The sequence below is a fragment of the Chitinophaga sp. YIM B06452 genome, assembly GCF_039655965.1.
Lineage (GTDB): Bacteria > Bacteroidota > Bacteroidia > Chitinophagales > Chitinophagaceae > Chitinophaga.
In genome coordinates this window covers 307244-320764 of the sequence record NZ_JAWLKY010000002.1, presented here as the reverse complement: position 1 = coordinate 320764, position 13521 = coordinate 307244, and the positions used below count along the sequence as shown (strand labels likewise).

Genomic DNA, 13521 nt, shown 5'->3' with positions numbered 1-13521 from the left:
GACGCTCATATTATACAACATGAAGTACAGAAATTTATTGATCGCCGTTTTTATCCTTGCAGGCTTTACGGGCTGCGTAGAGAAGCTGGACCGCAAACCGAAAGATTTCCTGGAGCCCGCTGATTATTACCGCACGGCAGAGCAGCTGAATATTGCGCTGAACGGCGTGTACGACAACCTGGGCACGCTGTATTCCAACCCCATTCATTTTCGTTTCGGTTTCGAAGGCGACGAGCACTGGTATGTAAAGAATTCCCCGCTCAGCGGCCTGCATATTTACGATTATACCGCCGCCCATCCCGATTTCCAGAGCTTCTGGAGCAATCTCTACATCGGCATCGGGCGCGCCAATTATTTGCTTGCCAACGTGGACAACAACCCGTCTATCGACGCGGCCATCCGTTCAAAAGTAAAAGGAGAGGCTTTATTCCTGCGGGCATATTACTATTTTATGCTGGTGCAGAGCTTCGGCGGCGTGCCGCTGGTACTGGAGCCGCCTAAATCCCTTAATGATGTGGACGTGCCGAAGGCAACGGCCAAGGCAGTATACGAGCGCATCATCGCGGATATGACGCAGGCAGAAGCGCTGGTGGCGCCTATACAGCAGCTGGGCTTTGGCGGCAGGGTGAACAAATCCGCCGTGCGTGGCATCCTGGCCAGGGTATGCCTGCATATGGCCGGCTACCCGGTGAGAGAAACTGCCAAATACCTTGAGGCACGCAACTGGGCCAAAAAAGTGATAGACGACGCTGAAGCCGGTCACGCCCTGAATCCTTCTTATCCCGGCGTGTTCATCAACCTCATATCTGACAAGTACGATATCAAAGAATCTTTATGGGAAGTGGAATACTGGGGGAATAAATCTGACGCCTACACGGAAACAGGTTCCCTCGGGGATGTGAATGGTCCTGCTACGCAGAATACGCAGACCGGTTTTGCTTACGCCGGCATCAAAGCCACGGCGGACAATTATTACCGTTACCAGGAAGGCGACGCCCGCCGCGACTGGTGTATCGCGACATTCAACTATGGTACCGCCAGCCAGCCTGCCAATCACAAGGTTTTTCTCACTTCCGTAAACCGCAACACCGCGTATAACCGCTGGCCGGGGAAATACCGCCGCGAATACGAGATCGTGCTGCCCAAGAACAATACCGGCACACCCACCAACTGCCCGCTGCTGCGCTTTTCCGATGTGCTGCTGATGTTTGCCGAAGCGGAGAATGAAATTTCCGGCCCAACTCCTGACGCTATAGAGGCGGTGAATAAAGTAAGAAGGAGAGGATGGAGCAGCGGTATAAAATCTGTCACGATCACCAACGGCGGCGAGGGATACACTACGGCTCCAACCGTGACATTCACGGGCGGCGGCGGTTCCGGCATTACCGCCACTGCTACTGTTGCAGGCGGGAAAGTGACCGGCATCGTATTCGCCAACGACGCGATGTACGGGAAAGCTAACGGTACCGGGTATACGTCTGCTCCGGCGATCTCCTTTATCGGCGGCAACGGCTCGGGCGCAGCGGCTACAGCGACGATCTATACTGCTGCAGACGCGGAAATGCCTGCGGCTGCAACAGCTGGCAAGGACCAGTTCCGCAAGTTCATACAGGATGAACGGTCGCGCGAGCTGAATGGTGAAACGTTCAGGAAAGCGGACCTGATCCGCTGGGGCATTTTCGTGGAGCGGATGCACACGCTTTCCGCTACCATCGAAAAAGACCTGGGAACCCTCACCACGCCGGCCTATCTGAACCTTTTTATTAAAGGTTTCGGGCCCAATATAACGGAGAGGAATACACTATGGCCTATTCCCACCAAAGAATTAACCTTAAACAGGGCATTGACCCAAAATCCCGGTTGGTAATGCATTATTAAAACTCGTATCGATGAAATATGTACAAATGATCTGCTGCATGCTGCTGATGATGGCATGCAAAAAGGAAGTATTGCCTGAAACGCCTGATTTTAATGTGCGGTCCGCCGCTGTTACTTTCCAGGCGGGGAAAGAAGGCGTGTTTGAATTTGAAGGCACGGCGGGTATTATTTCCTTTTATTCCGGCGAAGCCGGGAATGAATACGTGCCCGGCGCGCCCGATGGCGTGAACAAATCGCTGGCGGTGAAAGGCAATTCCGATTCCAGGCTTGCTGTGTTCGCTTACGCTTACAGGACGAAGGGTGTTTACAAGGCTTATTTCGTAGCGAAGAACGCCAACATCTACGGTGTAAGAGAAGTCGTAAAAGCAATAGACGTAACTGTTACCGAATGATGGACAGGAGAGCTTTTCTGAAGAACGCCGGCATGGCGGCCGCACTCAGCGGCAGCGGCCTTTCGCGCGTGCTGGCAAAGCCCGCCGGCAACATCACCGTGACGCACGCCGATTCGGATTTTGAACGCGAAGCGTTGCTGCGGCCATTCGGTTTCAAAGGCGGTTACCTCACCGAGCTGTGGCAGGTGGCTTCGCGCTTGCAGGCGGCCTCCGGCAAAAGCAGAACGGGCATCGCGACGCAAAGCGTACTGTATGGCGACGCGGAAATGTTCGCCTCGCATACTGAAACGGAAGGCAATGCCCTGATGTACCTCGTGGCCGTAAGGGCACTGAAACTCATAAAGAACACGCCTTTCACCGACCCCGTAATGTTGCAGGAAACCATTTTCCCGCAATTGCTGGCCGAAGCGCGGCAGATCACCGGGAGAAAAGACCTGCACACCAATTTCGTATACAATGCGCTGGTAAGCGCAGACAATGCGGCCTGGCTGCTGTATGCCGCGGAGAACGGCCTTGAGAGCTTTGACGCGATGATACCTGCGCCTTATAAGAAAGGGCTGTCCCATCAAAACAGCAAAGTGGCGGTTACTTACCAGGTGCCTTACGGCATGCCCGTAGAAGAACTGGAACGGGCCGCAGCCGCGGGATATTTTGTGTTCAAGATCAAAACAGGCTACCCCGGCACGCAGGCTGAAATGCTGGAGAAAGACATGCAGCGGCTGAGCCAGGTGCACCGTGTGCTGAAAGACCTGCGCACGCCGCACACCGCCACCGGCAAGCTGATCTACACCCTCGACGCGAACGGCCGGTATGAAAAGAAGGAACTGCTGCTGCGTTACCTCGATCACGCAAAAAAGACCGGTGCGCTGGAGCATATCCTTTTTTATGAAGAGCCGCTGGCCGAGCATAACGACGAAGACGTATCAGACACCGGCATCCGCATGGCGGCAGATGAAAGCGTGCATGACGAAGCCGGCGCCCTGCGCAGGATCGGACAGGGATACACGGCCATGGTGCTGAAAGGCATTGCCAAAACGCTCACTTTGTCCATGAAAATAGCCGCGCTGGCCGCGGAAAAGAAAATACCCTGCCTGTGCGCGGACCTGACGGTGAACCCCGTGCTCGTGGAATGGAACAAAAACATTGCCGCCCGCCTGATGCCTTTCCCGGGTATCGGCATGGGGATCATGGAAACCAACGGCGATATGAATTACCGCAACTGGAAGAATATGAGCGCCTGGCACCCGCTGGCCGGCGCATCATGGACGCAGCCGCGCGACGGGGTGTTTGAGCTGAATGATGACTATTACCGGCAAAGCGGGGGCATCTTCCTCCCGTCTGCCCACTACGAAGAAATGTTCCACCGCCGCCTGAAATGATAGCATGCGGTTATTTAATCAGATGTATTAAAACACTTTAGCAATGAAAACATTTTTACTTTTTGCAGTAATGACATTGGCAGTGTGCGGTCAGGTTAAATCCCAGCAAAGATTCGTTTCCTTCGACAGTGCGTTGCCGATGAACTGGAATACCAATTCGGCCACGGCATTGTCTTTAAGCCCACAGCATGTGAAGGCCGGCGGCCAGGCACTGTTATGGAAGGCAAAAAACGGCGAGTATCTCAGCGCTGCTGCGCTGGCCATTCCTTCCGCGGAGCTGAACAACGCCACCAATTCGCAGGCGCAGATATTTTTCCATTCCCCGGCTGCTACCAACGACACGCTGCTGTTCCAGTTCCTGGACGAAACCGGCGTAGTGCGCCGCGAAGGGAAGATGTTGCTCAATTTCAAAGGCTGGCGCGAATTCCACCGGTCTTATTACTACGATTACAGCAGCGGCATAGCGGCGTCTCCCTTCAACCTCGAGGAAATGCGCATCACCTATCTCCCTGTAAACCCGGCAGACAGCTGCACCCTGCATATAGACGAAGCCAGGCTCATCGGCAATGCAGATGTACGCATTCCCGGCCCCCATGTATGGCCGGATTACGCGGATTTCAGGCAGCACGTCACCAACGCGCCTTACCTGAATGTGCTGCCCAACTGGGAAAGCGGGCCCGACATGCCTGTTACCGCCGCCACATCCGCGGAGCTTGCCGACCTTGCAGTGCTCAGGATGCGTTTTGCCCGCGTTGCCGGCGCCGATACATTGTTAACCATCGCCAAGAACTTTGTGCAGGGCTGCCAGGTACAGACCCATGCAGACGGCAGCCTCAACGGCAGGGGCATTTACAACATTTACCGCGCGGATTCGCTGGTGATATTTTCCAACTACATCGCTTCACTGGCCAGGGGCGCAAAAGCCGGCGATACCGATGCGGAAAACAAGCTGCTCTTATTTACAAGATACCTGCTGAGCGAAGGCCTGGCGGAAGGAGGGAGGATCGTGCACCAGACGAATTCTTATCCCAATGCGCGCACATTCCCCGTCGGTTTTCTTGAAGCCCTGCCATTGTACCCGGCTGACCTGCGGGCCGAAGTGCTGGACATGCTCAAATGGAGCAATGAGTACAGCGTGGTCTACGGCGCAACGTTCATGGAAGGTTACAGCGTAGACTACCTGAACATCCGCATCGCATTCCTTTTCGAGCTGGCCCTTGCCAACCCTGATGATAATGCGGCAGTGAGAGATGTGAAAATGGTAAAACGTTTCCTGGAGCGCAATACTGTTCCCGGCCTCGGCGGCCGCGACGGCATGAAACCTGACGGCGTGGGCTATCACCACGGCTCGCAGCATACCAGCTACATGGGGGCCTGGAGCAAGTGGATAGACATGGCGGATCTGCTGAAAGGCACCGTATACCGCGTGGACCTTGCAGCTTACGAGAACATCAGCCTTGGCTTTAAATACCTGCTGGCAGGCTCTTCCGGCGGCGTGCTCTTCGCGCATGCGGAATCAGGCAGGAACCCGTTTCCCGCTGCATTGCCCGTAAGCCTTGCGCAGTTTCAAAAGTTTGTGCTGGTGGGCGGGGATATCAAAGGAACAACGGCAGACCCGGTGATGGGCGGTTTTTATAATGCCGTAACCGGCACCGGCACATTCCCCGCACCGCCTGTATCCGCCGACGGTTTTTATCAATACAACTACGGCGCGCTGGGCATTCAGCGGAAAAGCAATTGGGTGGCGGTGATGCGCGGGTTTACCAGCAAGATATTCGGCGCGGAGATCTACAGCGCCGAAAACCGCTATGGCCGGTACCAGAGTTATGGTACCCTGGAAGTGTTATATGGCGGCACTTTGGCGGCTACAGGCTACATCCTCGCCGGCAAAGGCTGGGACTGGAATGTGATGCCCGGCACCACCACTGTTCACTTCCCCGATTTCGCGGGCTTGCAGCCTTTAAAAACGACGGCCATGGAATTCCAGAACAACAACTTTGCAGGTTCGCTGTCGCTGGGGCAGGAGGGCATCTTCGGTTTAAACCTGGATGAGAAAGCAAATGGGAACTATAGCCCCTCGCGGCTGAAAGCGAAAAAGTCCGTGTTCGCGTTCGACAGTATCCTGGTTTGCCTCGGCAGCAGCATCAATGCGCTGAATGGTTTGGGGAATGTGGCCACTAATTTTTTTCAGGCCGTCAATAAAACAAGCAATGCGGATATTTATGTGAATTCCGTTACCCCGGTTTCCAATTCCACATACGACCAGACGATAGACACGCAGCCGGCAGACCTTTGGCTGCTGAATGGCCAGTCTACCGGGTATTATATCCCACAGGGCAACGGAACAGTGCGCGTGATAAGGGGGAAACAAATCACGCCCAAAGAAACCGTGTCCAACCCCAGCCTTCCCAATTCCTACGACTCCGCCTACGCCAGCAAAGCCTGGATGAACCATGGCGTGAACCCCGTGAGTGCAAAATATCATTACGTGGTGGCGCCGGGCATAACGCCCACAGCCATGCAGGCGCTGGCTACGCAGCTGGCGGGCGGCACGTTGTACAGCATCCTCAAACAAACGGATACCATGCATATCGTCAAATACAACCCGCTTAACCTGACTGGCTATGTATTCTTCAAAGCCAATACCGCCGTGAACACCGGGCATATCAAGAGCGTGTCTGCCGTATGCATAGCCGGTATCCGCGAAAGCGGCGATACCATTACGGTAACGGTCAATTCGCCGGATATGAACATCCAGACGGAAACTGCATTTAATTATTACTGGCGGGCGCTTCCCCGCACCGTGAGCCTGGTGCTGAACGGCAATTGGGACGTAGTGGAAAACCTTTCGGGCGTGGCCATCACAAACCAGGCTACAACGGTCACGGCTTCGTTTACGCTGGAGCATGGCTTTGCGAAAACCATTAAGCTGAAAGTGCCGGATGCTGCCCGTCGCGCATCTGAACTGGCATACACGGATACGGCTGCGCTGGCGGCTTTGCATACAGGGGAGAATAAAGAGAAAAAATTTACGCTCTTCCCCAATCCCGCCAGCAAAACGATGGTGGCGGATTTTGTTGCGGCGGAGCACGGTGTGGTGAACGTGGAAATATTCAACATGCAGGGCGCATTGATGCAACGGCAGCAGATCACCGTGAAGAAAGGCCAGAACCGTCACCCGCTGGATGTTTCGACGTTTATTCGTGGCAGTTACCTGGTGGTGCTTACGGGTGGAGGCTTACAGGAGAGAAGCATATTTATTAAGCAGTAAACAGTATTTGGAAAACAATTTCAAATGAATCGGAATATACAAGTCTGGCTGATGTGCGCAAGCCTGGCAGCATTTGGAGCAGCCTGCAACCAGAAGGGCAAAAAGAACGGCGGGAAAGACAGCACAGCCGCAGCTTCCCGGCTGCCGGAGAGCGACAACGAAGATGTTGCCCGCTATATGCAGTCGTTCAGCGGGGTGGGCGCGCTCAGCGATTCGTCGCTGCCAACGCCGCCGCAGGAGGCCCTCAATCATTTCAGCTATCCTGCAGACCTTGCGATGGACCTTGTGCTGTCAGAACCGCAGGTAGTGCAGCCCGTAGAACTGAGCTTCGACCACTGCGGGCGGCTGTGGGTGGTGCAATATCATCAATACCCTTATCCGCAAGGACTAAAAGTGACCAGCGTAGACAACTACCTTCGCGTAAAATTCGATAAAGTACCCGCCGCTCCGCCATCAGGCGTGAAAGGCGCGGACAAGATCAGCATCTTTGAAGATACGGACGGCGATGGCCGGTTCGACAAATCGACCGACGCCATCACGGGATTAAATATTGCCACGAGTGTATTAACGGGCCGTGGTAAGATCTGGGTGTTGAACCCTCCGTATCTTCTTGCTTATCCTGACGCCAATCACGATGGTATTCCTGAAGGAGCGCCGAAGGTTTGCCTGGAAGGCTTTGGGCTGGAAGATACGCATGCCGTGGCCAACAGTCTCCGCTGGGGGCCCGATGGCTGGCTGTATGGCGCGCAGGGCAGCACCGCTACTGCAAACGTGAGCTCAGCCGTTTCAAAGAATATTGCATTCCAGGGGCAGGCCATATGGCGGTACAACACGGATACGCAGGTGTTTGAAGTGTTCGCCGAAGGCGGCGGCAATACCTTCAACGTGGAGTTCGACAGCAAAGGAAGAGTGTTCTCCGGCGACAATGGTTACGACCGTGGCCCGAACTTCAAGCAGGGCGGGTATTACCAGAAAAGTCTCGGCAAACACGGCCCTTACACCAACGCCTACACGTTCGGGCATTTACCCAGCATGCCGCTGACGGGCGAGCGGAAACGTTTTACGCATTCTCTCATCCGTTACGAGGAAACTTCATTGCCGGAAAGATACCATGGAAAAATGATCGCCGTAAACCCGCTGCTCAACTTCGTGCAGCTCACCCGCATGGAGCCTTCCGGCTCTACTTTTAAGAATGTGGATGAAGACAAGGTGCTTACAACAGACGACCACTGGTTCCGCCCCGTGAACATCAAAGCCGGCCCGGACGGGGCCGTGTACCTGGCGGATTGGTACGACAGCCGCCTTTCCCACGTGGACCCGCGCGATACCTGGCATAAATCTTCCGGCAGGGTGTACCGCCTCCGGAATAAAACAGGCCAGCGCAAGCTGCCCCGCTTCGACCTGGAAACATATACGCCCGAACAGCTGAACGGTTTATTAAAAAGCGAAGACAAATGGTTCCGCCAGCAGGCGCAGCTGCAATTCGCGAACCGTGGCAACAGGTCATTCGTGCCTGCATTGCTGCCGCTGCTCCGCTCCGGCGACGGGCAAACGGCGCTGGAAGCGCTCTGGGCCATCCACGGCAGCAAAGGATATACCGATGAAGTGGCTATGATTGCGCTTGGGCATAAAGACCCGTACGTAAGATACTGGGCCGTAAGGTTTGCAGGAGACGGGAACGCCGCATCGCCGCAGGTAGCAGGGGAACTGGTGCAGCTGGCGCAGGCAGAGCAGCATCCAGAAGTAAGAAGCCAGCTGGCCTCCACTGCCAAACGCATGCCGGGAGCGCTTTCCGTGGCCATGATAGAAGGCTTGCTGAAAAATAAGAACGATGCGGGCGACGCGGATATTCCATTGCTCACCTGGTGGGCCATGGAAGCAAAAGCCGAAACCGACCGCGGGCTGATACTGGCCATGTTCCGTAACCGCCAGCTGTGGCAGGGGAAAACGGTACAGCAGGTCATCCTGCCAAGACTGGTACAGCGGTATGTGATGCCGGGCGGTGAAGAGAATTATACAGCAGCGGCCCAACTGATCGAAATGGCGCCTTCGCCGGTCATGGCGAAGATACTGATAGGCGGGCTAAGTGAAGGATTGAGAGGAAAGGACGTTACCGGCCTGTCTCCCGCGCTTACCAAAGCCATCAAGCCTTACCAGGCTGAGCTGTTTGGGGCGCCGCTGGCGCTGGAGATCAGGCAGGGCAATGCAAAAGCAGCGGACCAGGCTATCAGGATCATCGGCGACGGGAAGGCAGAAATGCGGCACCGCCTCGCCTACATCAGGATCATGGGCGAAACCGGGAAAGAAAAAGCAGTGCCCGCTTTGCTGAAAGTGGTGGCCAGCGCAGGTTCCTCAGGCTCGTTGAAACAAACCGGCCTCCAGGCCCTTCAATATTTCAGTTCACCTGAGATAGGCGCAAAAGTAGTAGCCGCATACCCGCAGCTGCGTGGCGACCTAAACGTGCGCAATGCCGCGATAGACCTGGTGTGCAGCAGGGCCCAATGGGCCGCTTCCTTCCTGGATGCGATCGAAAAAACAAAGACCATCAGCCGCGACGACGTGAGCGAACAGGCCGCCCGCAAGCTCAAACTCCTCAAAGACCCTGAAGTAACAGACCAGGTGAACAGGCTGTGGCCGCATCTGAAGCTGGCATCCAACGAAGAAAAAAATGAAAGCATCGCGCGGTATATGAAGATCATTAGATCCGGCGGCGGCAATATGAGCAAGGGGAAAACGCTGTACCAGAACAGTTGCGGCGCCTGCCACCGCCTGTTCGATACCGGCGGCAACATAGGGCCGGACCTTACAGGGTACGACCGGGACAACCTGAACAGCATGCTGCTGAACATTATCGACCCCAATGCGGACATCAGGGAGGGATATGTGATCCACCGCATCGTTACAACAGACGGGCGCACGCTGGAAGGCAAGATCGTTTCCAGGAACGGGAATGCCATCACGCTTCAGTCCCTGGGCGGGAAGGAGATGGTGCTGACTGCTTCGCAGGTGAAAGAAATGAAAGCGCAGCAATCGTCCGTAATGCCGGAGCGGCTGCTGGACCGGCTGACCGACCAGGAGGTGAAGGACCTGTTTGCTTATATCATGAAAAAATAACCGCAGCCCTGTTATATCCTGTAGCACACGGCGTTGATGTTCATACCGGCGCCCACCGAGGCAAACACGACAATATCGCCGGGTGAAACGCTGTGCCGGGGGATGGCTCCTTTCCGCACCATGTCAAATAAAGTGGGGATGGTGGCCACGGAGCTGTTCCCCAGTTCGCGGATATTCATGGGCATCACGTTTTCCGTGACAACGGTTTGCCCGTATAAGGCATATAGCGCTTTGATAATGGCATCATCCATTTTTTCGTTCGCCTGGTGGATGAATATTTTACGTACGTCGGCAATGGCCACCCCGGCGTTATCCAGGCAGCTTTTGATGGCCAGCGGCACATATTTCAGCGCGAATTCATACACTTTCCGCCCCTGCATTTTGATGAAGCGGATACGCTCGTCGGACCCCGGGAAATTGGATTTTCCCATATTGATATACTGTAATTCGTTTAGCGTATAAGAAGCTGCGCTGCTGCCAAGGATGCCGTTATCCGCGCCCTCACGGGCTTCCGCGATACAGGCCCCGGCGCCGTCGCTGAATATCATACTGTCACGGTCGTAGATGTCTATCACGCGGCTGAGCATTTCCGTGCCGATCACCAGGCAGCGCCGGGCTGCTTTGGCTTTAAAATAAACGTCTGCCTGCATGAGGCCCTGCACCCAGCCGGGGCAGCCAAACAGCAGGTCGTACGGGATGCAGGAAGGATTGGCGATGCCCAGCGCATGTTTTACGTGAGAGCCCAGGGAAGGCACGGCATCCATCTGGATGGTGTGTTTGATCACATTCCCGAAATTATGCGCCACGATGATGTAGTCAATGGTTTCAGGGTCAATGGCCGCGTCTGCGATCGCATCTTTAGCCGCCAGGCAGGCCATGTCTGAAGCGCCCATGCCTTCTTTGGCGTAGCGCCGCTCAGATATGCCGGTGATCTTCTGAAACTTTTCAATGATCTCTTCAGCTGCATTGGGGATCCGCTCCTGGCCGTTGGTATAAAAATCGTTGACGGCAAACTCCCGGTTGTATTTGATAACCGGGGGAATAAAGCTGCCCGTGCCCGTAATTACAGTTGATGTGCTCATTGCAATAGTTTTACGTGTAAAAAAGTCCCCGGCTTGATCATATGAAGGGCTCACTAACAAACTAGTTGCTGCAAAAATCCTGCAAAAAACTCAACTGATGGGAGTTTACGGGAGTAAAATAACAATAAAAACGGGGTTTGACCGCGATTTTGAGCAAAATGATGGCCGGGATGTGCCTGAAGGCTTTATTCAGAAACATACATGACGATCAATCTTCCCACTTGTAGCCGGTGCCATACACGTTTTTCAGGTAGTTGCCATAACCGGCGTCCGTGAGTTTTTTTCTCAGGTTCTTGATATGCGCGTATACGAAGGCATGACTGTCCATCATATCCGCAATATCGCCTGAAAGATGCTCTGCCAGGGCGCTTTTGGAGATCACCCTGTTTTTGTTGCCGAGGAAATAGAGCAGCAGCTCGAATTCTTTTTTGGTGAGCGGCACTTCTTTTTGATGCACCTCCAGTTTTTTGGAAAGGAGGTCTATGCTCAGTTCATGCTGCGTGATCACATCGGCGTTGGAAAAGTTCTTCCTGCGGATCACGGAATGGATCCGTGCGGCCAGTTCAGACAGGTGGAAGGGTTTGGCGATATAATCATCCGCGCCTTTTTTCAACCCCTTCACTTTATCTTCCAGCGCATTGCGGGCTGAGATGATAATGATGCCGTCCTGCCGGTTCAGCTTTTTGAATTCTTCCAGCACGCGTATGCCGTCGCCGCCGGGCAACATGATGTCCAGCAGTATGCAGTCGTACTCATGCTGTTCTATCTTCTCCAGCGCTTCGGCAAACGTACCGGCCGTTTCGCAGGTGTAATCCGCGAGGTATCCTGTTATGCTGGATGCGAGGTCTGCTTCATCTTCGATCACCAGGAGCTTCATGGGGTAAAGTTATCACCCAATTTAGAATAAATTCTGTATGCATGTTTCCTGTGGCGTGAAAAGGTTATACGTGCTCTGCTTTCCGGCGTTTTCCCAACTGCGAAATGCCCATCAGCAGCCAGGCGCAGGCCCAGAAGCCCGCCATCATGGCCGCCCCGTTCAGCAGGGCCTTGGGATAGCCCAGCAATGAAGCATCCGCAAAAGGATAGGGGTAATGGCCGGTAAACAGGCCAAGCGTGATCACATAGGTGATGTATACGAGCGGGTAAAGCAGCCAGGGGTTAAAATCTTTCATTTTCAGGTCATGCTTCGGTATAAAAAGTATCCAGAAGAAAACGAACATGACCGGCAGCACAGAATGCAGCAGCTCGTCGACCGCCAGCTGGAAGCCTTTCGGTTCCCAGGTAAAACGCAGTATCACGTTGTACACCACGCCAACGATGATGATAAATACAGTAATAGCGAAAACAGAAGAAGGCTTCCGGAGGAACACGCTGAACCGGCCTTTGCCTTCCAGCCAGAACGAAGTATAACACAGCGCGGCAAGCGTGTTGGTGGTGATGGTGAAATAACCGATGAACCGGATCAGCAGCTCGGCCACGGAAACCGTTCTGACCGTCAGTGAAAGATACAGCTGGCTGAGGACGGCCAGCCAGCCCAGCAATGCGCCGGCGGCAGCGTATGTTTTCAGGGATTTCGCAGGTGTTTTCATGCGTACGTTTTCAGGGCCGATTAAAGTGATCCATTTAAGTTACGCAATCTTTGGGTGGATTCCTATTGTTTAGCCTCGATTGGCGCACAGGGAATAATTTTTCCCTGCCTGAATAATTATTCCGTTATTGAATGGATCAGCCAGGGTACTGATTTTTGTGTTCCATCAAAAACGGAACCGACATGAAGAACACATATACCGCCAGGCCCTGGAACATCGTTGAGATCATGCTGCTGATGCTGTGGGCCGGCATAGCTTTCCTGACCTGGAGCTTTATGCATCATGCAGACCACTTCCTGGAAATGACGCCGGAAGCGCTGGGGAAATATTTCAACCTGCGCTGGATATTGATATTGCACATTACCGCGGGCGGCGGAGCCTTGATCATGGGGCCTTTCCAGTTCTGGGAGCGGCTGCGGAACAATAACCGGCGCCTGCACAGGATCGTGGGGATATTGTACCTGCTGGCCATTGCCGCCAGCGGGCTCTGCGCGCTCATCCTCGCCTTCACCACGGCCAAAAGCATCAACTGGCCTTATGCTTTTTCGTTGCAGGTATGGGTGAGCGTATGGCTCACGGCCACTTTCATTGCCTACCGCGCCGCCATTCAACGCAAATTCAAGCTGCATAAGGAATGGATGACGCGCAGCTACATCGTTACCCTTGCCTTCGTAGTGTCCGGCAGCCTGTTGAAACTGCCGGTGGTTCAGCAGTTGGGTGATTTCGCCGATACTTCTCCGACATTTTTCTGGCTGGGCTGGGCCGTACCGCTTTACCTCTACGAAATGGTGCTGGCTTACCGCCGCAAAGCCTGAA

At 54.4% G+C, this 13521-nt stretch carries 9 protein-coding genes; 6 read left to right on the top strand and 3 right to left on the bottom strand.

Annotated elements, in window-relative coordinates:
• Positions 1–19 precede the first annotated feature (19 nt).
• The 5 genes from R3I13_RS10950 to R3I13_RS10930 are packed head-to-tail and all read left to right on the top strand — an operon-like array spanning position 20 to position 10034.
• On the top strand, positions 20–1867 hold the full coding sequence (locus tag R3I13_RS10950; protein WP_346317990.1) for a RagB/SusD family nutrient uptake outer membrane protein: 1848 nt from the start codon (positions 20–22) through the stop codon (positions 1865–1867).
• Positions 1868–1889: 22 nt separating this feature from the next.
• Positions 1890–2270 carry a DUF5017 domain-containing protein gene (locus tag R3I13_RS10945; RefSeq protein WP_346317989.1) on the top strand — a complete coding sequence of 127 codons (381 nt, stop codon included), beginning with the start codon at positions 1890–1892 and terminating at the stop codon, positions 2268–2270.
• Complete coding sequence (locus R3I13_RS10940) at positions 2267–3649, top strand: mandelate racemase/muconate lactonizing enzyme family protein (protein ID WP_346317988.1); 1383 nt, start codon at positions 2267–2269, stop codon at positions 3647–3649. Before R3I13_RS10945 ends, R3I13_RS10940 begins: the two co-directional genes overlap by 4 nt.
• A gap of 43 nt (positions 3650–3692) precedes the next feature.
• Complete coding sequence (locus R3I13_RS10935) at positions 3693–6920, top strand: polysaccharide lyase family 8 super-sandwich domain-containing protein (protein ID WP_346317987.1); 3228 nt, start codon at positions 3693–3695, stop codon at positions 6918–6920.
• A gap of 24 nt (positions 6921–6944) precedes the next feature.
• Complete coding sequence (locus R3I13_RS10930) at positions 6945–10034, top strand: PVC-type heme-binding CxxCH protein (RefSeq protein WP_346317986.1); 3090 nt, start codon at positions 6945–6947, stop codon at positions 10032–10034.
• Between the two features lie 11 nt (positions 10035–10045).
• Here R3I13_RS10930 and R3I13_RS10925 read toward each other — a convergent pair whose 3' ends face one another.
• The 3 genes from R3I13_RS10925 to R3I13_RS10915 all read right to left on the bottom strand — a co-directional run bounded on the left by R3I13_RS10925 (position 10046) and on the right by R3I13_RS10915 (position 12705).
• Positions 10046–11116, bottom strand: coding sequence for a 3-oxoacyl-[acyl-carrier-protein] synthase III C-terminal domain-containing protein (locus tag R3I13_RS10925; protein WP_346317985.1), 1071 nt, complete (start codon positions 11114–11116; stop codon positions 10046–10048).
• A 208-nt stretch (positions 11117–11324) separates the two neighbouring features.
• On the bottom strand, positions 11325–11993 hold the full coding sequence (locus tag R3I13_RS10920; RefSeq protein ID WP_346317984.1) for a response regulator transcription factor: 669 nt from the start codon (positions 11991–11993) through the stop codon (positions 11325–11327).
• A gap of 64 nt (positions 11994–12057) precedes the next feature.
• Positions 12058–12705 (bottom strand): Pr6Pr family membrane protein, encoded by a 648-nt coding sequence (locus tag R3I13_RS10915; RefSeq protein ID WP_346317983.1) that lies wholly within the window; start codon positions 12703–12705, stop codon positions 12058–12060.
• A gap of 182 nt (positions 12706–12887) precedes the next feature.
• On the opposite strand from R3I13_RS10915, the gene R3I13_RS10910 reads away from it, so the two are divergent.
• Positions 12888–13520: a DUF2306 domain-containing protein gene (locus R3I13_RS10910; protein WP_346317982.1), complete on the top strand. Its 633-nt coding sequence runs from the start codon at positions 12888–12890 to the stop codon at positions 13518–13520.
• Position 13521 lies beyond the last annotated feature (1 nt).